Source organism: Psychrobacillus sp. OK032 (assembly GCF_900111345.1).
Classification (GTDB): domain Bacteria; phylum Bacillota; class Bacilli; order Bacillales_A; family Planococcaceae; genus Psychrobacillus.
In genome coordinates this window covers 127,191-150,926 of the sequence record NZ_FOGY01000009.1, presented here as the reverse complement: position 1 = coordinate 150,926, position 23,736 = coordinate 127,191, and the positions used below count along the sequence as shown (strand labels likewise).

At 38.0% G+C, this 23,736-nt stretch carries 16 protein-coding genes; 2 read left to right on the top strand and 14 right to left on the bottom strand.

What is annotated here, in order from left to right:
• The first annotated feature begins 6 nt into the window (after positions 1-6).
• The gene (locus tag BMZ04_RS17170) at positions 7-1,731 is read left to right on the top strand and encodes a GMC family oxidoreductase (protein WP_093274354.1); all 1,725 of its coding nucleotides are present in this window, start codon (positions 7-9) and stop codon (positions 1,729-1,731) included.
• A gap of 507 nt (positions 1,732-2,238) precedes the next feature.
• On the opposite strand, the gene BMZ04_RS17165 is transcribed toward BMZ04_RS17170, so the two are convergent.
• The 10 genes from BMZ04_RS17165 to BMZ04_RS17120 form a co-directional block, all read right to left on the bottom strand.
• Entirely contained in the window at positions 2,239-3,477 is a 1,239-nt protein-coding gene (locus BMZ04_RS17165) for a Zn-dependent hydrolase (protein ID WP_093274353.1), read from the bottom strand.
• A gap of 258 nt (positions 3,478-3,735) precedes the next feature.
• Complete coding sequence (arcC, locus tag BMZ04_RS17160; protein WP_093274350.1) at positions 3,736-4,671, bottom strand: carbamate kinase; 936 nt, start codon at positions 4,669-4,671, stop codon at positions 3,736-3,738.
• A 19-nt stretch (positions 4,672-4,690) separates the two neighbouring features.
• Positions 4,691-5,602: an oxamate carbamoyltransferase subunit AllH family protein gene (locus tag BMZ04_RS17155; RefSeq protein WP_093274347.1), complete on the bottom strand. Its 912-nt coding sequence runs from the start codon at positions 5,600-5,602 to the stop codon at positions 4,691-4,693.
• The gene (locus tag BMZ04_RS17150) at positions 5,603-6,877 is read right to left on the bottom strand and encodes a YlbE family protein (RefSeq protein ID WP_093274342.1); all 1,275 of its coding nucleotides are present in this window, start codon (positions 6,875-6,877) and stop codon (positions 5,603-5,605) included.
• A gap of 69 nt (positions 6,878-6,946) precedes the next feature.
• Positions 6,947-8,692, bottom strand: a complete 1,746-nt coding sequence (gene fdrA / locus BMZ04_RS17145; RefSeq protein WP_093274339.1) for an acyl-CoA synthetase FdrA — start codon at positions 8,690-8,692, stop codon at positions 6,947-6,949.
• 102 nt (positions 8,693-8,794) lie between these two features.
• Entirely contained in the window at positions 8,795-9,844 is a 1,050-nt protein-coding gene (gene allD, locus BMZ04_RS17140) for an ureidoglycolate dehydrogenase (protein WP_093274335.1), read from the bottom strand.
• A gap of 49 nt (positions 9,845-9,893) precedes the next feature.
• Positions 9,894-10,946 (bottom strand): ureidoglycolate dehydrogenase, encoded by a 1,053-nt coding sequence (allD, locus tag BMZ04_RS17135; protein WP_093274332.1) that lies wholly within the window; start codon positions 10,944-10,946, stop codon positions 9,894-9,896.
• Between the two features lie 23 nt (positions 10,947-10,969).
• On the bottom strand, positions 10,970-11,734 hold the full coding sequence (gene allE / locus BMZ04_RS17130) for a (S)-ureidoglycine aminohydrolase (RefSeq protein ID WP_093274329.1): 765 nt from the start codon (positions 11,732-11,734) through the stop codon (positions 10,970-10,972).
• Positions 11,735-11,789: 55 nt separating this feature from the next.
• The gene (gene allC / locus BMZ04_RS17125) at positions 11,790-13,040 is read right to left on the bottom strand and encodes an allantoate deiminase (RefSeq protein ID WP_093274638.1); all 1,251 of its coding nucleotides are present in this window, start codon (positions 13,038-13,040) and stop codon (positions 11,790-11,792) included.
• A 291-nt stretch (positions 13,041-13,331) separates the two neighbouring features.
• On the bottom strand, positions 13,332-14,708 hold the full coding sequence (locus tag BMZ04_RS17120; RefSeq protein WP_255367991.1) for a uracil/xanthine transporter: 1,377 nt from the start codon (positions 14,706-14,708) through the stop codon (positions 13,332-13,334).
• Between the two features lie 468 nt (positions 14,709-15,176).
• Here BMZ04_RS17120 and BMZ04_RS17115 point away from each other — a divergent pair, with 468 nt between their 5' ends.
• A complete protein-coding gene (locus tag BMZ04_RS17115) occupies positions 15,177-16,832 on the top strand; it encodes a PucR family transcriptional regulator (RefSeq protein WP_093274324.1) in 1,656 nt (551 codons plus the stop codon).
• Positions 16,833-17,205: 373 nt separating this feature from the next.
• On the opposite strand, the gene BMZ04_RS17110 is transcribed toward BMZ04_RS17115, so the two are convergent.
• From BMZ04_RS17110 to BMZ04_RS17095, 4 genes are all read right to left on the bottom strand, one after another.
• Entirely contained in the window at positions 17,206-18,546 is a 1,341-nt protein-coding gene (locus BMZ04_RS17110) for an allantoinase (RefSeq protein WP_093274321.1), read from the bottom strand.
• Between the two features lie 75 nt (positions 18,547-18,621).
• Complete coding sequence (gene allB / locus BMZ04_RS17105; RefSeq protein WP_093274313.1) at positions 18,622-19,977, bottom strand: allantoinase AllB; 1,356 nt, start codon at positions 19,975-19,977, stop codon at positions 18,622-18,624.
• A 79-nt stretch (positions 19,978-20,056) separates the two neighbouring features.
• Positions 20,057-21,526: an allantoin permease gene (ncs1, locus tag BMZ04_RS17100; protein ID WP_093274309.1), complete on the bottom strand. Its 1,470-nt coding sequence runs from the start codon at positions 21,524-21,526 to the stop codon at positions 20,057-20,059.
• Between the two features lie 315 nt (positions 21,527-21,841).
• Complete coding sequence (locus BMZ04_RS17095; RefSeq protein WP_093274306.1) at positions 21,842-23,239, bottom strand: NCS1 family transporter; 1,398 nt, start codon at positions 23,237-23,239, stop codon at positions 21,842-21,844.
• Positions 23,240-23,736: the final 497 nt, after the last annotated feature.

Genomic DNA, 23,736 nt, shown 5'->3' with positions numbered 1-23,736 from the left:
ATATAAATGGTTACAAAATTACCTAAAGTACCTGTTGTAGTAGTAGGGATGGGTTGGGCTGGTGGAATCGTCTCAGCTGAACTAACAAAAGCAGGAATAAGTGTTGTTGGATTAGAACGCGGTAAAGACCGGACAACAGCTGATTATACAATGGGACATGATGAACTTCGTTACCAACATCGTCAAGAATTAATGCAGGATCTTTCTAAGGAAACGATTACTTATAGAAATACAGTATCAGGTAAAGCTTTACCGATGCGTCACTACGGTACATTCATAGTAGGAGACGGAGTTGGTGGTGCAGGTAGTCACTGGAATGGACAAACGTATCGTTTCTTACCTTATGACTTCGAAATTCGTACAAAAACTATCGAGCGTTACGGAATTGAAAAAATCCCTGCTTGGATGGAAGGTCTTAACGACTGGGGTCTAACTTATGATGAAATGGAACCATACTACGATACATTCGAAAAAATGGCTGGTATTTCAGGTGAAACAGTAGAACTATGGGGGAAACGTACTAATCCATATCCTACGCCTCCTTTACTGAAAACACCATTAATGAAAGAATTCGAAAAAGCAGCAACAAGTTTAGGATATAAACCTTTCGTTATTCCTGCTGCTAACCTTTCGGAAGCATATACAAATCCAGATGGCATTTCTCGTGCAGCATGTCAATACTGTGCATATTGTGAAAACTTTGGATGTGAATATGGAGCTAAAGGTGACCCTGCTGTAACAGTAATTCCGGTAGCAAAACAAACAGGTAAGCTAGAACTTCGTACACATTCTAATGTTTTAGAATTAACTAAAGATGGGGGTAAAGCAAACGGAGTTATTTATGTTGATATGCTAACTGGAGAAAAATTTGAACAACCTGCAGATGTAGTTGTAGTTGCAAGTTATGTATTCAACAATGCCCGTTTACTTCTTAACTCTGGTATCGGTACTCCTTATGATCCAATAACAGGTAAAGGGACAATCGGTAAAAACTACTGTTACCAAGTAACTTCTGGAGGTTCTCAACTATTCTTCGAGGACAGAGAGTTTAACTTATACGGCGGTGCTGGTGCATTAGGTATTGAGATCGCTGAATATATGGGGGATAACTTTGACCATGCTGAAGTAGATTTCATACACGGTGCTGGAATTCGTTCAACTCAATATGGTGACCGTCCGATTGCAGTAAACCGTGTACCTGCTGGAACACCAAACTGGGGTGCTGAGTTCAAAGAAAAATCTATTAAATATGCTAACTCAAACTTCCCTGTAAAAACACAAGGTGCTTCTTTACCACATAAAGAGAATTACCTAGATCTTGACCCAGAATTTAAAGACGAATTTGGATATCCATTATTACGTATGACATATGAATATACAGATAATGACCGTGCGATGGGTAAATATATGTCATCTATCACGCGTAAAATCGCAGAAGAAATTGGTGCAGATATTATTGATACAAATGAAGAACAAGCTCCATTCAACGTAAACAAAGATAGCAACACACATAACACAGGCGGTGTTATTATGGGTGCTGATCCAGAAACATCTGCTCTAAACACTTACCTACAAATGTGGGAAGCTGAAAACGTATTTGTGTTAGGTGCTTCTGCATTCCCACATAATAGCTGCTTCAATCCAACTGGTACACTTGGTGCACTTTCTTACCGTGCAGCAGAAGGTATTCAAAAATACCTAAAAGAAGGCGGAATACTAGTTAAAGCATAATGACAACTAGTTATTCTATAAAAGAGCTCTTGACCCGCATTTAATTTGCTGTCAGGAGCTTTTTATTGAATAAATAAGTATATAGCTTTTCTACAAAATAACGTCTAACGCAAGGAGCTGCCTCCTGGGTCCGATGCGGGTCATGCCTGCTTTGCCGCAGGATGTGGCGCACTTTGCAGACCTACCTCATCCTCATTTTCCTGCCTTGAGCAGACACTTGGATTAGGGACAATAACAAGAAGAAATGCCACTATAAAAGTAATGCATCTTTTCATTAGTTTAACACCTCATTTTAGTGTTCGCTAAAATGTTTTCTTGTTCAATTAAACTGCCCCGTAAGTTCTAAGTGTATTTCTTCACAATTTTTATAGCCTTAAAAAAAGGTCTTTCAACATTTCAGAGAATTGCTAAAAGACCTTCTTGTTTAAAGTCTTTTAGTGACGTCAATAGCCAAAATGACTAAACATTGAGATCAGAATTATTCACTATTCACTTATTTTCCTAAATTTAGGAATCCATCTTAGAATAATGAATTACAATTTTCTCCAATACATCGATACCTATCAATATATCATCATGATCGGTATACTCATCTGGATGGTGACTAAGACCCTTTACAGATGGAACAAAGATAAGTCCAGTAGGGCATAGCTTTACCATATTCATAGCATCATGTCCTGCTCCACTTGGCATCATTTTATATGAAATATCCTGTTCCTTGCAAATGGTTTCCATAGCATCAATAATTTCAGTTGATAGTAATACTGGTTCCTCCGATATTATTTCCTGACTATCGATTTCCAAATGTCTAATTCTTCTCATTAAATCAATCGTTTGATTTAGATGGTTTACCACCCGCTGCCTTGATTCTAATGAAGTCCCCCGAATGTCTACTTTGATCTCTACTTCGCCCGGCACTACGTTCATCGCACCAGATGGAATATCTAAAACACCGACAGTAGCAACCGTTCCGTGACTTTGTTCTTTTATTGCAATCTTTTCAAGCTCCAAAACTATTTCGGATGCACCAAGAAGAGCATCATTTCGCATATTCATTGGAGTTGTACCAGAATGTGCAGGGGTTCCTATTATTCTTATAGAAAATCGAACTGGCGCCGCTATACCAGTAACAATACCAATCTTTTTATTTTCGTTCTCTAATACCGGACCTTGCTCTACATGCAATTCAAAGAAAGCCTTTATAGGTTCATCTTTCCTACTCGCGTGTTCAATACTATCGATTTCAAGTGCACATAAAGAAAGTGCCTCTTCCAATGTAACTCCATTACGGTCTTTTAAATATCGAACTTTTTCTTTATCAAATGTACCCGCCATCGCTTTGCTTCCTAAAGTTGAAACACCAAATCGAGAAGACTCTTCACAAGCAAATGAAATTATTTCAATTGGATGATCTGTTTCAATTCCTTTCTCATTAAGTCGTTTTACAACTTCCAATGCAGCGGTAACACCGACTACCCCGTCATACTTACCACCTTGATAAACAGTGTCCAAATGAGAGCCAAGTAACAAAGGTGGAAGTCCCTTTATTCTACCTTCTCTTCTCCCAATTGCATTTCCACATGGATCTATCCGGATATCTAATCCTTCATCTTTACACATTCGCATAAAAGCTTGTGTACACGCCTGTTCTTCATTTGTATAAGCAACTCTTGTAATTCCTATATTACCTGAGTTATATTGATTGATTTTATCAAAAAGTATTTGATATCTTTGCTTAAGATCCATATAGATATCTCCTGCCTCATCCACTTAGTTACTACTTATTATAAATCTTCAGAATACTTTAGTCACTAATAATGGAAGTATATTTAATAACGTGAACATAGTTACTCTTTTTTTATCTATAAAACTTTTTCATACTGCTAATTATGTAGTAAAAGAAAATATGTGGGGCAATAAAATTTGCAGAAATAAAAAAGTACTGCCTACCGCTACATCCTTATAGAAAGTAGTGATAGACAGACCCAGATTATTTATATAACTTTACATTACGATACGTGTACCTGTTTTACCAGCAATTGCATCTTCAAGTTTATCAATTGACGTAATGATCACGTTCTTTCCGCCTTTTTGTAGGAATAGAATCGCTGCTTCAATTTTTGGTCCCATGCTTCCTTTAGGGAATTGACCTTCATCTAAATAACGAAGTGCATCATCAATTGTCACTTCTAATAGATTTTGTTGGTTTGGTTTACCGAAATTAATCGCTACTTGTTCAACACCAGTTAAGATGAATAAATAATCAGCGTTAATATCAGCTGCAAGTAATGCACTTGCGAAGTCTTTATCGATTACAGCTTCAACGCCTTCGATTTTCCCGTTATTTTCAATTACAGGAATTCCACCGCCACCAGTGGAAATAACAGAAATACCGTTGTTAAGCAGAGTTTCAATTGCTTCTTTTTCGACGATTCTAACTGGCTTTGGAGATGCAACAACACGTCTATACCCACGTCCAGCATCTTCAACGAACGTTAAGTTTCGCTCAGCTACAATTTTCTCCATCTCTTCTTTGGTATAGAATGGTCCAATTGGTTTTGTTGGACTTTGGAAAGCAGGATCATCACTTGAAACAACTGATTGAGTTACAACTGTAGCAATTGTTTTATTAATATTGCGTTCAGTCATTTTGTTTTTAAAATTTTGTTGAATTAAATATCCTAAGTTACCTTGCGTTTCAGCACCATATACATCTAAAGGATACTCAGGAATTACTGATTTCGCCATTTCTCCTCTGATTAACGTATTACCAACTTGCGGACCATTTCCGTGAGTGATAACAACCGTATGGCCTTGTTCCATTAATGCAAGAACAGGCTCAGCGCTTTCCATGATATTTTGTTGCTGTTCTTCAATCGTACCTACTTGACCTTCTTTAATAATGGCATTTCCGCCAATCGCTAGAACGACTTTACTCATATAAACACTCTCCAACCTTTTAATTTGTTTCTGTTATTATTTTTAGGTTTCTAAAAACCAGCATACCAATAAGAATACCTAGTGTAGTATCCAATCCCGAACTGTGTCCAACTCCAATCAAGTCATCTAAGACTTTCTTAAAATTAGAATCATTACCGTCAGCAAGTGCATTGATCAGATTGGAAACGGTTGAGCTATATTCCTGTTTAAGTGCATACCGTAAATATTCTCTTGCCACATCGGTTGTAATCGACTCGCCTTCAATTAGTTCGGAAACTTTTTCATAAAAGCAAGTGGAAAGCGTAGTAGAAACGGCATCAAAGGCAAGTAGCCCAACAATCATATCATCCCCTGAAGGAGTCAGGCCTTGTCCTCTTCCAAGAAAATATCTGAGAACTTTCTCAATTAAAGTTTCATCACTCGACATAGCCGCTTCAATCAACATCATCAAATATGATTCAGTACCAAGCCATTTTTGTTCACCAGCTGAATTAAACTTTTTTATAAAATCTTTAATCGAAACATCCAATCCAGTTCGAACTTCTATTTCATTTAACTGTAAAGAAAATCGTTCAAAACTAGCCTTAAAAACATTTTCGCTTTTTAAAGGAATTAATTCATTTTTAAAACTATTACCTTCTTCGATACTGATCTGTACACCTGGTAATTCAATGGAGCTTGTTCTTCTATTCCAACTAACTGAATCTCCGTTATTTACAGAAGAAACAGCAGTGAAAGTATCTTGTTCCCGAAGATGAATTCCAAATGGCAGGAGACCGTTCTTATTATTCCCAATAAAGACTAGAGAATCGCCCATTTTAATATTAAAGCCATTAGAAAAACGACTATGAACGTTTCCATTTTCATTTTTATTAAGAAGGAGAGGAACTAGATAACTATAGTCCTCTCCAAAAAGAGTGCAATTATTCATTTATTGTGGATCGATTAGACCAAGTTTTACAGCGTATGCATCAATCGCTTTTTCAAAGCAAGCTATTGGAGCACGAACTGTACCTGCACCAATTTGGCCTACTCCTGCTTCTCTATGTGCAATACCAGTGTTGATAATTGGTTCGATTCCAGTTTCAACAACTTTTCTTGCGTCAATTCCTAGGGTAGAACCTTTGAAGTCCCAAGTTGGAATAGAGAAGTTAGGGTTATGATCGATACAAATTTCCATCATATCATTACTTGTAGTAACTGCATCGTCCATACCACCAGCACCTACGAAGCGTGTAACACCAGGAGCAGCAATCATTGCAAAGCCGCCTACCCCGAATGTTTCAGTAATGGCACTGTCACCCATATCAGGACAAGCCATGTCTTGATCATAGCCAGTAAAGAATAAACCTTGAGGTGTATTAACTGGTGCTGTAAACCATTGGTCGCCCATACCAGCAATACGGATTCCAAATTCATGACCGTTACGGCACATTGCTGTTACAACTGTACCATGTTGGATTTCACGTGCTGTATCCATTACTGCTTTAGTAGTTGCCATCGCAATATTCAAGAAGAATTGGTCTGTATCCGCTAAGAATTGGATAACGTCTTGCTTGTCTTTTTCATCTGCATCTGTTTGTAAAATGTATGGAACAATGTCTTTTAAGAAAATAAGTGAACCAGCAATATTACGTTGGTGGAACTCATCACCCATTGTAATTGCTTTTGCCATCGCAACGTTTACGTTTAATCCATCGCCTTTTACTTTAAGTGCTTTAGAAATAACTGGTCCAAGTACATCTCTGAACCATCCAAGACGGTTAATTACATCTTCAGAGTAGGCACCAAAACGTAGAACTGCACCAATACCTTCATTCATTGTGCAATATGCTTTATTTCCGCCATCACGATTTTCTACAACAAGAACTGGCATGCTTCCAGATGTAATTCCACCCATTGGGCCAACCGCGTTCACATGGTGACATGGAATGAATTCTATTTCTCCATTTTCAAGCATTTTGAATGCATCATCAGCGTTAGATGCCCAACCTTCAAATAATGTAGCTCCTACACAAGATCCTTGCATCGGGCTTGTCATATTTTCCCATTTAATAGGTGGTCCTGCGTGAAGCAGAACCTTCCCGTTTAATTCTTGAATTACAGATTTTGCAGGCACTACATCTACTAAGAAAGGTGCACTCGATACAACTTTATCGATTACTGCTCTGTTTGCTTCGTCAATCGTTTTATATTGTCCGTACATTATGATTCCTCCTGAAAATTCATTGGTCGTGGTATTCACTGGCATGAAGTTTGAATAAAATTCCTTCGATTAACGAAGTACACTTAAAACTTGACGCATTCTAGGGTTGCCGCCAGCAACTGGACGCCAGTCATACTGAACAACTCTACCGCCATTAGCAGTAATTGCTTCTGTGAATTTCTTTAATCCAACGTTAACAACGTTTGGTTTTTCAGTTAATAATTTTTGAATAGCTTCGGAAACAGTAATTTCAGCTGTTGCAGTTTCTTTTGTAGCAACTACTTCTTTTTGTACTTCCTCGATTTGAATATCAAGCATAGCTAATGAAGTAAGAACTGCTTGGTTATTGCTATCACGTAAAATAACTCCAGCTTTTTCTAATTTTGCTTTTTGCTCATCAATGCCTTGTGGATCTTGGTCAGTACCACATACTGTTGCTACGAAGTAAATTTCTTTACCTTTTGCTTTTGTTTCTTTTTGGATTTTCTCGATGCCAGGGATAAGTGCGCCGGCCATATCTTCATGAGAACCATATCCAAGGACAAGATCAAATAGGATTATTGCAGTTGACTCATCTTGTGCTGCTTTTTGGAAGTATTGAATTCTTGTATCTGGGTCGATCATTGGGTGTGGTTTACCTTGTGTATAAATATCATCACCAAGGTCGATCACTTCAAATCCATTTGCATTTAGAAGGTAACCTTCCTCATGCTCACCAGTATTATCATAGTTAAGACCTCTACTAATTAAAGTAGCTGCCTCGTAACCTAATGTACCGCCTGAGTATAGACCTTTAATAGTTTTTTGCTCCGGCTTCAAGTTTACAGCAGGTACTTCACCTTGTAGGGTGTTGTAGTTTGACTTAATAGGGTTGCCTTTAACAAGATCAACAGCAATCGCAGCTGTTTCTTCAAGTGTGTTAGCATAATAAACATTACCTTCATGGTTATGTGGCTCTTCACCTAGGAAAATCGCAACAACTGGCTTAGAAATGCTTTGAAGTAATTGAACAACCTCGTCACGTACTTCTTTAGCAGGTGGTTTTGAGATTAATGTGATTACTTCTGTTTGGCTATGTTGTGCTAATGCTTTAATACCATCTAACATTGTAATCGCACCGATTTTATCATTTAGGTCACGGCCACCAGTACCAATCGCATGGCTAACTCCAGCGCCTAAACGGTCAATTTCTGTTGTAACTTCTTGAATACCTGTTCCAGAAGCCCCGATTACCCCGATTTTTCCAGTTTTCATAACGTTGGCGAATGCAAGAGGCACACCAGAAACTACTGCAGTACCACAGTCAGGACCCATTACAAGAAGACCTTTTTCATGTGCTTTTTCTTTAATGCGACGCTCATCTTCAACCGTTACGTTATCACTGAAAATAAGTACGTGCATATCTCTATCAATTGCTTTTTCAGCTTCTTCAGCAGCATATTGACCTGGTGTAGAAATAATCGCTAGATTCGCACCCGGTAATGCATTTGTCGCTTTATCCCATGAACGAACAGTTTCGAAAGCTTCTTTACCAGCAGAGATTGCTTGGTTGTTTAAATAGTTATCTGTTTCATCAAGAACCTCTTGAATTTTCTCTTCTGAGTCAGTATCAACAACGATACACATATCATTAGAAGCAGCACCTTCAAGTTCATCTGTGTATAGTCCAGCTGCTTTTAAAATATCTTTATTCGCTGGAGTTCCCATCATAATCTGAACTTTGTTAATGTCTTCCATTGTGGAGATTTTATTTGTAAGAAGCATTAAATTAACTGAATCCTGATAGGAATTCTGTTTAACAATTGTATATAGCATCTTTGAATGCACCTCTTCTTCTATTTTATGACAAATTTATTGTATTCCATTTAAGAAGGGCGACTTTCTTTCAAGCCGCCCTTAAGTACAGCGTTTTTACTATTATTTTGCAAATGGGCTTTTATGGTCATAAGAATTATTATGAACAACGTCTGAAATCAAATACTCATAAATATGATCGACTATTTCAATGCCGTCTCTTTCATATGCTTCTTCTCTTTCAGCACTTCTTTGTCCTGGATAGTAAACTTGGTTATATCCTGGAGCTGGTTTAATTTCATTTAAATCTTGCATTGTTTGAGCTATAGCTTCTTTAAAAGAATTAATTCCAGTAAAGAATTCTGGATTAATAACGATGTGAAGTTGACCTAGATTTCGACCTTCCGTTAAATCATGGTACATAGAAGATACATTTTTTCCAAATGGTAGACCTAACAGAATGCCGGAAAGCACGTCAACCATCATCATTAGTCCATATCCCTTTGGTCCAGCAATTGGCATCAAAGCGTTTACTTTAAATGGATCAGTCGTTGATTCCCCGTTGCTATCAACAGCCCACGTATCAGGAATTGGGTCGTTCTTTGATCTTGCATGGAGGACTTTCCCCCAGGCCTGTACAGTAGTTGCCATATCAAAAGTAATATGTTTACCGTCTTTACCTGGAGCAGCAAACGCAATTGGATTCGTCCCATAATAAGGTTCTGCTCCACCAAATGGAACAACCATTGGGTCAGATTGACAAACGGAAATACCGACTAAATCGGCATCAGCTGCTTGCTGAACAAAGTAAGAAAGTGCACCGCTATGACCAATTCTTCTGACACCGACTACAGCAATTCCATTTTCCTTGGCCATTTTAATAGCTTCATCCATAGCCAATTTTGCACCAACGTGGCCAACACCATTATCAAAGTCAAATATCGCTGAACATGGTCCTGTTTTTTCAAACTTATATTCCGGGTTGTTATTAAGTCCACCTTTAGCAATACGTTCAGCATAATACTCAACTCGCATTGCTCCATGGGAATGAACACCCCTTGCATCAGCATGTACTAACACATCTGCTACACCTGCTGCATGCTCTTCTGTTAAACCTGCTTTTTGAAGCTTTTTGCTAATTAAATCGTTTAATTCCTCTTTTGTTACTCTCATCCCAAACACCCCTTAGTTATCGGTAAATGTATCAGAAAAACATTGTGCTTTACTTAGCAAACGGGTCTTTATGATCGTATTTATTGTAATGAATAGTATCAGATACTAAATATTCATATATATCATCTACGATTTCAATTCCATTTTGCTTATATTCCTCAATTACAACGTCATTATTTTGACCAGGGTATAAAACTTTGGAGAATCCTGGTGCAGGTTTGATTCCATTTAAATCATCCATCGTTTGAGAAATATCTTGCTTGAATTGGTTAATCGCACCGAAGAATTCCGGATTAATAACGATATGAAGTTGACCTAGTTTACGGTATTCAGTTAGATCTTCGTACATGGAAGAAACTTTGTTTCCAAATGGAAGTCCAAGTAAAATACCAGATAAAACATCAACCATCATCATAAGGCCGTAACCTTTTGGTCCTGAAATCGGTAATAATGCATTCACATCAAAAGGATCTGTTGTTGGTTCACCGTTCTTATCTACTGCCCATGTATTAGGAATCGATTCATTTTTTGATCTTGCATGCAAGATTTTCCCCCAAGCCTGAACAGTAGTTGCCATATCTAGTGTAATAGATTTGCCCTTTTCAGAACTTGGTGCTGCAAAAGCAATTGGATTTGTACCGTAGTAAGGTTCTGCTCCTCCAAACGGAACAACCATCGGATCGGATTGGCAAACTGTTAGCCCAATCAATTCTGCTTCTGCTGCTTGTTGGGTAAAGTAAGAAATTGCACCGCTATGAGACATATCTCTTACACCAACTATTGCAATACCATTTTCTTTTGCCATTTTAATCGACTCGTCCATTGCCAATTTAGCAGCTGTATGACCGTTTCCGCCATCAGCATGGAAAATTCCTGAACAAGGGCCTGTTTTTTCAAATCTAAAGTCAGGATTTGTATTAATCCCGCCTTTAGCAATTCGCTCTGCATAATAATCTACACGCATTGCACCGTGGGAATGAATCCCTCTTTCGTCCGCAAATACGAGTACTTCTGCTGCTTGTTCTGCATGTTCTTCTTTGAGTCCAGCTTTATTTAGCTTAGTTTTGATTAGATTTTTTAATTCTTCTCTTGAAATTCTCATTTTGACACCTCATAAATTCCAGTTTATAGTTCCGGGTCTCGATTACAGTCTTTAGAGTAAACATAAGTTAATGGTTCTCTTCCAACAGCATAAGCTGCTTGATGAACATATGGCGCCATAAAAATGTAATCACCTTTTTTAACAGGAATCCATTCATTGTCAAGGTTATACATGCCTTCACCAGATAACAGATATGCACCATGCCCTTGATAATGTGTTTCCACAAATGGATGGCTAGCTGCTGGATCAAATGAAAGGATGTGGAAATTCATATCGAAAGCTTGATCTAATGGTAAAAGATCCTTCAGGTGAACATTGTGCATATCATCATAATCCATATACTCGATTTCATTCGCATGTCCTGAAACTACCCAAGGCTTCTGTCCTTCTAATGGGTTGTGTTTTTGTTTGTAAAGGAATAGACGAGAATCACCTGATTCCATATTCTCCAAATACATTGTTACGCCTGGTGGGCAATATAAATAGCCGCTTTCTTCGAGAATATATTCCTTGTCATCCGCTTTAGCTTTCACTTTTCCGCTAATAACGTAAACGAAACATTGTACATCTTCTTCACCGCAGTAACCTTGGCTGTTTTTTCCACCTTCGTGCATTGTAACAATATAGTCGACAAAGCTTGCACCAAGTTTCGGTGAGCCTAAGATGGAAACTCTACAATTTTCAAACCCAGGGATGACGTTATTTACTAACCCCTCTGGTGCGATTAGAGCATATTGACCAGGTTTAATGATAGATCTGCTTGAAAGTAAGTCTTTTGGATAACCCATTTTTACATTCTCCTTTGTTTACCTGTTTTTTTATCTGTATATCGAATTCACAGTGTTATTCTTTATAGCCCAATTCGTAAAGAGCACCAATAAGTGCTTTCACACCTTCTGCCAAATCAGTCGGCTCTGTAAATTCAGCCGGATTATGGCTGATCCCTTTTACACTTGGAACAAACAGCATAGCTGTCGGCACAACAGGAGCAAAAATTTGTGAATCATGTCCTGCACCACTATGCATCAATTTATAATTTAAACCATTTTCTTTAAACTGGTTTTCAATGAGTTGAACAATGCTTGGATCCATTGGAACTGGATCGGCATCCATCCACATATCAATAACTGTTTGAACACCATGTTCTTTTGAAATTTCATTAATTCTTTCAGTCATCTGTTCTGTGAAGTTTACCAATACTTCTTTATTCGTATGACGAACATCTATCGTGAAAATCGCTTTTCCAGGAACCACATTTACAATGTTCGGTTCCGCTTCAATCTTGCCGACTGTTGCAACAAGAGGATTTCCTTCTTCTTTCGCCATCGAAATAAGTTCAAATATCATTTGGCTAGCCGCATAAACAGTATCTTTTCGGTAGCCCATTGGTGTCGTGCCTGCATGATTTGCTTCTCCTGTAATTTCAACAGTGAAACGTCTTTGCCCAACAATGCTGTAGACAACCGCTAATGGAATCTTTTCCGTTTCCAGAACGCTACCTTGTTCAACGTGAAGCTCTACAAATGCTTTAACATCTTCACGCTTTGCTGTTTCATCCGCTTTAAAATGGAAGCCAGCTTTTGACATCGCTTCCACAAAAGAAATTCCGTCAAAATCCGTCATGTCTTTTACATCTGCACTTTTGGCTAATCCGACAATATTTTTAGAACCCCAGAATGCATAAGGAAAACGACTTCCCTCTTCTTCGGCCATCGAAACGACTTCGATGTTTCTTACTGGTTGACCAAAATGTTTTTTCAAGTATTTCAATGCAAGAATTCCAGCGACAATTCCATATGCACCGTCAAGACGGCCGCCATTCTTCACTGTATCCACATGGGAGCCGGTCAAAACAGTTTCATTTGTGTTTTTACCTGTTAATGTACCGAATAGGTTTCCAATATCATCAAATCGAGCTTCCAGGCCTTCGTTCTCCATCCATTCTTTTAATGCATGTTGACCTTCAACCCACTCGTTTGTATAGAGTAAACGAGAAACTCCGCCTTCAGGATCTTTTCCGAATTCGGCTAACCATTTAAGCTTGCTATCTGTTTCTTCAGCTAAATGATCAAGCTTTTGTAAAATGTCTTTCATATCGTTCACCTATTTCACCACCCTTTTCTGGCTATGTAGTTTTTATAATTATTTTGGTAACGCTACTATTGTTTGTAATACATGCGAATAGTATGCACTGAATTGTCTTTCATTTACGTAAAGTCTCTTTAGCTCCACTACTCATTGTAAACGTTGCCATAAAAATAGTCTTTAGCTTATATAGATAAAATTCTATATTTTATTTAACCAATATGGATAAAATGGATAAAACAAAAGGCAGTAATTATATTACTGCCTTTAGACTAGTCTTGATTTTTAAGTTATTCACTATCATTTTATTTGTAAATCGGTTTTATCCGTAACCGTATTCGCTATATCTTTTTGCTTGCCTTTATCTTCATTTCCGTAATTGTCCCATTTGATGAGATTCTCTAATAGTAGAGCTAGAATGATCCCCACTAATAATCCACTGCTAAGAACTGGACGGATCACACTTGGAATGGTAACAAAATAAGAAGCAGGAAGGGTCATAATCACAACACCTACAAACAATGGAACAGCCGAACGATAGATATTGACCGTATTGAATTCAACCTGTTTGAAAAAGTTCAAGGAAGAATTTAAAAGAAGCAAATAAGAGACAAATAGCGCTGCACTACCAATGCTTAGTGGAAGCTGTGAGAAAAAGTGTCCAACGGGCGGAATGAGGCCCATTACAAGAAACATAAATCCACCGAGAACAAAAGGAATCCTTTTTATTATTCCTGTTTGGCTTAAGAAACCAATCGAAGATACGTAAGGTGAATTTGGAACAAGTCCAAAAATTCCTGCTATAAAAGTGAAAATACCTGTAATCGTGAAGGAAGCTCTGTATTCGGATTTAGTCGTTTCCACCTCATACATACTTTCCGTACCTTTTAATGCGCCAAACGTATTTGCAGAGTTTAACAATCCTGCTATAACAGTTGTAATGATAATTCCAATGTCCCATGCAGGCTTTCCTAATGGAAATAGCTCAAGGCCAAACGACGTAGTTTCACTGACAAGACTTTCCGGCTTGAAAATAAGCGCATAAATAATCCAACCACCGATAATTCCGATGAGTAAACCATAGCGTCGAACACTTGAAGGTGCCTTTACACTGATCACGATTACAACAATTGCTATCACTATCGATAACAAAGCAATAGATACATTGATATGCGCACCAGCTGCCTGATTGCCAAATGGAATACCTAACATACCTTTTAAAAAGATACCAATTAATTGACATCCGAATAAAAACATAAATACGCCCATTACGGCAGGTTTAAATAACTTGGCTATATGAGGTCCCAGCCCTGTTATACCAATCAACAAGGTTATAATCGAGGTAATAATGATACCAACCGTTAAACTGCCCCCCAAAACAGGTAAAGGCATCCCTTGTGCCACAGCCGTATTACATAGCATTAAAATTATTCCCCACCATAGTCCGGACTGTCCTTCCATTATGGCACGTTTATGTCCAAAAAACGCTTGAACGATACATGCTAATCCTGTCACGATAAAGGAAAGCTGAAGCATATTGACAATCGTGCTTGGCGAAAGTTCAAAAGCCGATCCGACAGTGATCGGTATGACAACTATGTTCGTAAAAATAAAAAAGAGCCACTGTAAGCCCGAAATCCAGTTACTTGATTTTAATAACTCGTTAATAACAATCACCTTTTCTTTTATGAATATCAGCAGCATTGATACCTAATTAGAACTCCTACTATAGGGTCGTCCGTTTTCGGCCATGTTCTACCAAATAGGAATTTAGCTGGTGTAAAAATGTTTGGTTTGTTCCCTCCAGTGCTGAAAGGACAGCACAAATCCATTGTTTCTGCGACCTTCCGGATAGATATGGGAAATATCTTAACTCACTGGAAGGGAACGCTCCGCTATCACGATCAGGACTTATTTCCTTTGAATAAAAAATAGTTTCAACCCAAATTTAAATTATAACCACTCTATAGTATTCCCTTATTTTTGGCTTTTAACTATTCTAGTCTACAGATATCGTTCGGAATTGTCATTGTTTACTATGACCAATTTATACTTTGATTTTTGTTTATCTTTAACGTAAAATGGGCAGAATAGGAACATAATAAATTTTCCTTATGGAAACTTTTAAATAGAGAGGGTATTCGTATGAAAACCATAAATGATTTATTTATATTAGAAGGAATGAAAGAAGGTATTGTACTTGCAGGCCATCGCGGTCTAACAAGAAATGTACAATCTGTAAATATATCTGATACACCTGACGTGATCAACTTTTTAGCTGAAAATCATCTTCTCCTTTCAACCGGATATGCGTTTAAGGATGATACAGAGGAATTTTGCGAGTTAATCAAACAAATGCACGACTTAAATTGTTCAGGCCTTGTCATCAAAATTAGCCGTTTCTTCCATCAATTGCCACCCGAAGTGAAATTACTAGCTGATGAACTTGCATTCCCAATTATTGATTTACCTACAAATCACACATTAGGTGAAGTTTCCCGCCATATCTTGAATTATTTGAATGATCATGAGGCAGAGCAACTTTATTATGCCTTGCATGTTCAAAAAGAGTTCTCAAATATGCTCATCAAAGGATACAGTTTAAGTGCTCTACTAGAACAATTAGGCTATCTTTTGGCACGTCCAGCCCTTTTATTGAATCACAGGGGAGAAAAGATTGCTCAAAGTCATGATTTTGTGAAGGAGTCAATGAAGGAGATTAAACATGAGATTCTTCAGAAGGTGAAGGAGGACTTACCAGTTTCCCGAGAAGGGACTACTTTTTCAATCCCATCAAAGGAACATCAAAGCGTTACGACATTTCCTGTTCATACGAAGCGTCAATATCCAAGTATGCTCGTCATTTTCGACTCACTCACTTTACCTTATCCTTCTTCACAAATGGCAATCGAACAGGCAGGCAATGTCATTTCATTTACAATCGTAAAAGAGCAAGCAATCGAAGAAAACTCGAGATTGTTAAAAAATAACTTCTTCGCTGATTTAATCGAAATGAAAATCCAATCTGATGAAGAAATATTTAGCCGCTCGAATTATTACGGGCTCCAAAAAGGTATGGAGAATGTCTGTGTAGTATGTACAATCGACGCCACAGGGGAAATATATGAAACATTGCAGCTTTATGAAAAAAAAGTTGGAGAGCTACATAATAGTGTTTACGACCAGCTTGAAGATGAAATCATACATGAAAGTTTAGAAGCTACTTTATTCACAAAAGGAAAGTACTTCGCTATGATTTTACAATTCTCGAAATATAGTGATGAAGAAATTAATACGATCACACAATTTATAGAAAATGTCCAAGCAAAATTCAGTGGAGATTTCACGTTGTCTTTTGGTGTAAGTCACTCAGTGTCATCCCTTAAAGAAATACCGACCGCTTATTATGAAGCTGTGGAAGCGATATTGACAGGATACGAACAAAATTTAAAAGGGTTTATAAAGTATTACAAAACAAGGGATTTGGAGGAATTGTTAAAATCCCTTCCTCGTAAAGACTTAAAAGCCCTTTATGAAAATACATTAAAATCATTGGCCTTTCCAAAAACAAAGGAAGACCAAGAACTAGTAAAAACGATTCAAGTTTACTTAGATGCCCAATGTGAGTATTCAGAAACATCGAGAAAATTATTCGTTCATCGAAATACAGTGAAATATCGAATAGAAAAAACAGAAGAACTGCTAAACTGCTCACTCCGTGATCCAGCTGACTCTCTGCGGATACGCGTAGCCCTCATCATCGGCTCTATTCTAAAAGAAGAGGAAGAAGCATTTAGTTAAGAAAAGCGCAAGGTGTCCGCTATGATTTCCGCTACAGGCGGACGCTTTCTGCGGGGTGAGCAATGAGCCATCACCGCCGCTTCGCGTACGTTGTGATGTCTCATCTGTCTCACTCATCCCGCTAGAGTCGCCACCTTCCGCTGCAATCATTTTTACTTGCTAACTAATTAGCATCTAAACTTAATAGAGCGTAGATGCATCAGAACCAATGCGCTAAATCCCAATGGTATGTAGTTTTACAATGTATGAATCCAGTAAATGGCTTAGAGCAACAGAATAAGTCATTGAAAATATCTAATACTTTTCTGAATGTCGATGGCGCTTAGAGCTGGACAGCAAAAATCCCAAACCAAGCGGTTTGGGATTTTACTATTTAAGCGTTCGCTTTTTGTGGAGCTGTGATTTCTCCATTTTCAAATACGACTTCACCGTTGACAATCGTTGATTTGACTTTTCCTTTAAATGTCATACCTACATAAGGAGAATGTTGATGACGATAGAATAAATCTTCATTCTTAAGCTCAAAACTTTCTTCTAGATTTACAATCGCTAGATCAGCATCATATCCTTCGGCAATGGTTCCCTTACTATCTAGTCCGAATAATTTCGCTGGGTTTGTCGCTGTTAAAGCAACAATTTTCTCTAAAGGAAGGTTACGTTTGAAATACCCTTCTGTTAACATAACGTTTAATGTAGATTGAGCACCTGAGATTCCGCCCCAACCTTCGAAATAGTTATCTGTTATTGTTTTCATAGATGCCGGAGCTGGAGAATGGTCAGAGGCAATTACATTAATTTCCCCATTAGCAACCGCAACCCATAAATCTTCAACCTCATCTTCATCGCGTAACGGAGGGCAGCACTTCGCCAATCCGCCTTTTTCTTCAAGATCTTTTACAGTTAAAGCTAAATAATGTGCGCAAGTTTCAACTGTAATATCGACGCCTCTAGCTTGCGCCGCCAGAATAACTTCAACGACTTTTCTACTACTCGCATGGACAACATGTACTTTACAGCCAGTTGCTTCTGCATAAGAGATGATTCTTCTTACAGCTTCAATTTCAGAAATAATTGGTCTTGATTCAACAAAATCTCTTGCAGTCGTTTTACCTTGCTTTTGCTTTTCTTCAGCAAGCTGATCACAAATAACTGTGCTTTCAGCGTGAACTGCAAGAAGAGAGCCAAGAGAAGCGATTTCTTTCATACCTTTGAAAATCGTTTCATCGTCAACATGATTGAAATCAGCGATCCCGCTTGGTGACATGAATGCTTTGAATCCGATGACACCATTCTCATGTAGTTCTTTTAGATCTTCAATATTTTCGGGAACAAGTCCACCCCAGTAACGAGGATTTACGATGGATTTTTCATCTGCACAAGCCTTTTTTAGATCCAAGTTTTCTTTGTTGATCGTTGGCGGTGTGCTGTTTAATGGCATATCGAAGAAGGTTGTAACTCCACCAGCAGCTAAGCCACGGCTTCCTGTTTCAATTCCTTCCCATTCTGTTCTTCCAGGCTCATTAAAATGGACATGCGTATCGATTAATCCAGGCAAAATATGAAGCCCTTCTGCATCGATTACTCGATCAGCCGAACCTTGAAGTGATTGACCAACCTCTTTGATTTTGCCGTCTTTAATCGCAATATCCCCTTGAACAGTGGATTCTGCTGTAACAATTTTCCCGTTTTTAATGATTAAATCGTATGTAGTCATCTTTCATACCTCCAAGTATATATGTCCCTTTGCCATTGCCGGAATTGACAATGACAAAGGGATTGAATGAACCAATTAGTTAGCAGAAATTAACTTTCCAACCGGTTCTCCGACGATTCCATTTTCTAAATCAAATACTACATTTCCGCGAACGATTGTTTTTGTTACGCGGCAGTCAATTTTTCTACCTTCATATGCACTATGTTTGTTTTTGTAGTAAAGGTCTTCTCTTTTAACCGTATATGACTGGTTAGGGTCTACTAAAATGATATCAGCATCTTTTGAAACGGCAATTTCACCTTTATGGGTAATGTTGAAACGTTCAGCTGGATTCGTTGCAATTAAGTCGACAAATTTATGAACGGCTAATCCACGTTGTTTAACAGCCAGGTCAAACATAAGATCGACGTTGTTTTGCGCACCGCTAATTCCGCCCCAAGCTTCCCAAAGGTTTCCTTGCTTTAAGTCTTCAGTACAAGGCGAATGGTCAGATGTTAGCCAGTCAATATTTCCATTCAGCAGCTCGTCCCATAATTTTGCTTGATCTTCTGCTTTTCTGATTGGAGGTTGACATTTTGCTCTTGGGCCAATTTCATCCACTTGCTCGGCAGTAAATGCAAAATAATGAGGGCATGATTCAACCGTTACATCTACACCTTCTGCACGTGCTTTCAAGATTGTCTGTATTGCCTCTGAAGTACTAATATGAACAAGATGCAATTTACAACCAGTCTCTTTAGCAAAAAGAATCGCACGGCTGACAGCTTCCACCTCTGTAAAAATAGGACGTGATTCCGCATATTCTACTCCAGAGTTTTTGCCTTCTCTCGCAAATTCTTTAGAAAGTCCAGACGTAACAGACGCGTTTTCCGCATGGATACATAGGATTTGATCCAACTCAGCTAACTTTTGCATACCTTTGTATAATGTGAAATCATCCACATTTATGAAATCTTCTGGAATATCACTTGTAATATCGGATAAGAAGCATTTGAAAGCAAGAACGCCAGCGTCAGCTAATTCTTTTAGATTGTCCAGGTTTTCCGGTACTAGTCCGCCGTAAAATGCGTAGTCAACGTAGTTTTGGTTAAAAGCTGCTTCTAGCTTTAAATCTAACGCTTTTTTATTGATTGTTGCTGGCAAGGCATTTAGCGGCATTTCCACATAGCTAGTCGTTCCTCCAGCAGCTAGCGATTTCGAGCCCGTTTCGAAACCTTCCCACTCTGTACGTCCAGGTTCGCTAATGTGGACATGTGTATCGATCATTCCTGGCATAACATATTGTCCAGTTGCATCGATTACCTCTTTTGCATCATCCGTAATTTGTTCCGCAATGCAAGATATCTTTTCATCTTTAATCCCGATATCCACTTTGTAAACACCATCACGCAATACTACATTTCCGCCTTTAATAACTAAATCAAATACCATTTGAATTCCCCTCTCAACTATCAAAAAAATTTTAACTTACCATTTTTTTGACCAAACATTTGTTTGACCACATCTTTAGTTAACTATTCTCCTTATTTAATTCGGGAGTTTTATCTAACAAAGTTCTTTTTGAACGCGCAGATTCAAGCGCTGTGTAAAGAATAAAAGCTGTAATGATTCCTATAAACCAGGACATATCGTAAAGCGGTTTTAAAAAGGGAACAACATTCCCGATCAAACAAACGACGCCTGCAATAATTGTTGTTACAATCGCATTTACATTGAAACCTTTTGAATAATGATACCTTCCCTTTTTCGCATCATATAATGCATTCAAGTCAATATTCGTTTTTGATATGATGAAATATTGAGCTAACATGATCCCAGTAACCGGAGCTAATATCCCGCCAACAACATTTAAGAAAGTAAAAACACTCGTTGCACTTTCCATCAGTTTCCATGGCATAGTGAGAATCCCTATGATTGCTGCAAGGATTGCACCGGATTTGAAAGTTAGTTTTTTTGGAAATAAAGACGCTAATTGGTAACCGGCAGGTACAATATTTCCTGTAACGTTAACCGATAATGTTGTTAAGCAAAGAGTAAGAACAGAAATAGCTATTGCAAACGTCCCGTCAAACCGAGCTACAACATCAAGTACGTTCCATATTGGTGTTCCAAAAGCGATTTCAGATCCGACAATAATCGAGATACTCGCAATCGCAAATAAAAGATATGCCACAACAAGTCCGACAGTTTGTCCAATTGCTTGCGTTTTCGTAGATTTCGCTAGCTTTGTGAAATCTGAAACATTTACAATCGGCGCTGCCCATGCTGCAATCACGGCTGTTATAGCGGCAAAGAAGATAATGATTGGATTGCCTGCAACTCCCGAGCCGGTATAAGCTAAAATAGGGCCAATCCCACCCGCTAAGTTAATTGCCCAAATTGCCATTCCGCCAAATACAATGTAAACAAGAGGTGAGAGGATATTTGTAAATTTCCCTAAGAACCCCATTCCTCCATATATCAAAGCAACATTAAATAACCAAAAAATCATAAACGAAAGCAATGCCGGCAATGATAATCCTAAAAAGCTCCAATCTCCGCCTAACGTTAAATACGTCGGCCAAAGCTTTCCAATTAAGATTGATAATGCTTGGCTTCCTGCGTATGTTTGAAATCCGAACCACATAATCGCCGAAATAACTCCCCTTAAAACTCCAGGAATCATTGCTCCTTTAGGTCCATATGATAAACGCAGCAACATAGCGAACGGCAATCCATATTTTGATCCTGCATGACCGTTAAGAACGAGCATTAACGCAATGATTATAGAGCCAACCATAATAGCCCCAAAGACTTGACCAACTGACATCCCTAAAGCAAAAAGACCGCCGATGGCAATATAGTTTGGAATGTTATGAACAGCGCCCATCCAAACGGTAAAAAAATTACCTATGCCCCAATTTCGATCCCCTTTTTTTGTCGGCAAAACATCATTACTATAGCCGGCAGCTGTCGCTTTTTCTCTATTAAAATGATTCAAAAATACTTCCTCCTTACTAGATGCCACTAACTTTGGCACTTTTGTTTAATTCGTTAAGAAACGAAACTTTTCGTTTTCGAACTCAATTAAACAATAGGGTTCATCGGAAATATCCGAATAGTGGACAACAATTATTGTACAAAAAAAATAGTTACACTTCTTTAGGCTAGTTAACCAAAAGAAACAACTTCTATTATTTATTGTGAATAAGGAAGGAGAATATTTCGTGCACTTTAAACAAACGATTGTGCAAAATTAACAACGAAAATACCTCATGAAGATACATTCTCCATGAGGTATTTTCAGAAAAAATATTTACTTCTCGAAAATCGTACCTTTTTTGAAACTTGAACCCTTAAAGGCATATTTCGATAGAAGGTAGTAAGCTGTCCCTGCCACTACTACACCGATGATCCATGCCAGCTCAACTTCTATAAAGGCAGCGGCTGCACCGATTAACATCGCAAGCAAACCTGCTGGATTATATCCGGCATAAGAACCTTCTTCATTGTATAATTCTGCAGTATTTACTCTCTGTTTTCTCAAAATATAATATTCAACCAACAGAATTGAAATAACCGGCCCTAAAAATGCGGAATAAATCAGAACGAACATATTTAGACCTGCAGCTGATGACTCCTGTATAAGCAACCAAGGGAATGCACATAGAGCAAGCAATCCTGTAATAGTTACAGAAATTTTATAATTTAATTTTGTCAGTAATGTAATAACATACGCTGGTGGAACGACGTTTGCTACCATGTTTGTCGCAATTACTGTAATGACGATAAATAGAGATACACCCGCAGAAATATAAGGATTCTCGATTACTACCGGAAGTGCTATTGCAGGATTCGTTATACCTGTTGCAGCAGCTAACATTGCACCAATGACAATAACAAAACCATATGAGACAGTAATCGGGATAAAGTATAATGCTCCGCGCTTCTTATCACTTATTCCTGTTTTCAGCTCTCTGGAATAGTCTGCAGCACTTACAAAGATCCCTGCATAATTCCCTAAAAAGACCATAATAAGCGCGAAGAACGGTAATCCCCATGAGCCTTCTGCTTGTACCCAAGTTTGAGTAATCTCCGTGCCGTATGATGTTACAAGGATTCCAAACACATAAATAAGTCCTATCATGAAAACAATAGATGCAACCGTCTCTACCCATTTAATTGCATGGAAGCCAAATAGTGAGATAACAATCTGAACTAGTTGAAGAGCTATAAAACAAACAATAATATTATCAAAAGATCCATTCGTAACAATCTTCACAAATTCATTTAAAGCGGTACCACCAATCCAACTTTGAATACCGTACCAGACAATAGCAGGTATACCACGTAATAGTGATGAAATAACTGTTCCTTTTGTACCGAAAGACATTCTAAGCTGTACAACGTATGGAATACCTGATTTATAGCCCAGTCGATCATTTAATGCGAAAACAGTTGAAATAATCGCAATTGAGATTAGAGCTGCCAGGATTGTTTGGAAAACGTTTAACGTTGCCACTCCCGCAATAATTACACTTGCCCCTAACGTCATATTTCCTATGTTAACCCCATCGCCCATCCACATGAAAACATAGTCTCTTGGCTTAACGGTTCTATCCTTTTCGGTATTCGGATGTAGTGATTCATCCAATCCAGAGGCAAGTTCAACTTGTGATACTTTTGAATCGTAACCTTCATTTGTTGTAGACATATGCCGTGCTCCTTTTTATCGTATGATGTATTTTACAGCGACGTTTACTCTAGACGATAAATAAAAGTTTAACCTGTTCCTATATAATTATTACACTATAGTAGTGTTAGCATTTGGAAATGGTAATATTCTTTCCAACATAGGCAGTTTCACTTTAATTAGTTAAATAACTTCGAGTTACATTACAACTTTATTATCTCTCGAAAACGTTTTCTTTTGAACAATACTTATTATACATAGATGTATTAGGGAGGTCTTTATGTCTATTAAACAAAATGTACAAGCGCTCGCTATATACAGTGCATAACAATTGTTACAATAACAACGCCATTGAACAATCATTTGTACACATTGAACAACCATTCCTGTTTCCAATACTATTAATATAATGAATTGCGCGGAAATTCTAGCGTTATCATCACCGAATAGTCAAAATATAATGAATGCGTTTCCTAAGATATTTCTCTATGCCTTGAGTGAATGGATAGTTTCAAAAA

What these genes read in the sequence shown, in the direction of transcription:
- BMZ04_RS17170 (WP_093274354.1), top strand. Translation starts at nt 7, where the DNA reads ATGGTTACAAAATTACCTAAAGTACCTGTTGTAGTAGTAGGGATGGGT.
- BMZ04_RS17165 (WP_093274353.1), bottom strand. Translation starts at nt 3,477, where the DNA reads ATGGATCTTAAGCAAAGATATCAAATACTTTTTGATAAAATCAATCAA.
- arcC (WP_093274350.1), bottom strand. Translation starts at nt 4,671, where the DNA reads ATGAGTAAAGTCGTTCTAGCGATTGGCGGAAATGCCATTATTAAAGAA.
- BMZ04_RS17155 (WP_093274347.1), bottom strand. Translation starts at nt 5,602, where the DNA reads ATGAATAATTGCACTCTTTTTGGAGAGGACTATAGTTATCTAGTTCCT.
- BMZ04_RS17150 (WP_093274342.1), bottom strand. Translation starts at nt 6,877, where the DNA reads ATGTACGGACAATATAAAACGATTGACGAAGCAAACAGAGCAGTAATC.
- fdrA (WP_093274339.1), bottom strand. Translation starts at nt 8,692, where the DNA reads ATGCTATATACAATTGTTAAACAGAATTCCTATCAGGATTCAGTTAAT.
- allD (WP_093274335.1), bottom strand. Translation starts at nt 9,844, where the DNA reads ATGAGAGTAACAAAAGAGGAATTAAACGATTTAATTAGCAAAAAGCTT.
- allD (WP_093274332.1), bottom strand. Translation starts at nt 10,946, where the DNA reads ATGAGAATTTCAAGAGAAGAATTAAAAAATCTAATCAAAACTAAGCTA.
- allE (WP_093274329.1), bottom strand. Translation starts at nt 11,734, where the DNA reads ATGGGTTATCCAAAAGACTTACTTTCAAGCAGATCTATCATTAAACCT.
- allC (WP_093274638.1), bottom strand. Translation starts at nt 13,040, where the DNA reads ATGAAAGACATTTTACAAAAGCTTGATCATTTAGCTGAAGAAACAGAT.
- BMZ04_RS17115 (WP_093274324.1), top strand. Translation starts at nt 15,177, where the DNA reads ATGAAAACCATAAATGATTTATTTATATTAGAAGGAATGAAAGAAGGT.
- BMZ04_RS17110 (WP_093274321.1), bottom strand. Translation starts at nt 18,546, where the DNA reads ATGACTACATACGATTTAATCATTAAAAACGGGAAAATTGTTACAGCA.
- allB (WP_093274313.1), bottom strand. Translation starts at nt 19,977, where the DNA reads ATGGTATTTGATTTAGTTATTAAAGGCGGAAATGTAGTATTGCGTGAT.
- BMZ04_RS17095 (WP_093274306.1), bottom strand. Translation starts at nt 23,239, where the DNA reads ATGTCTACAACAAATGAAGGTTACGATTCAAAAGTATCACAAGTTGAA.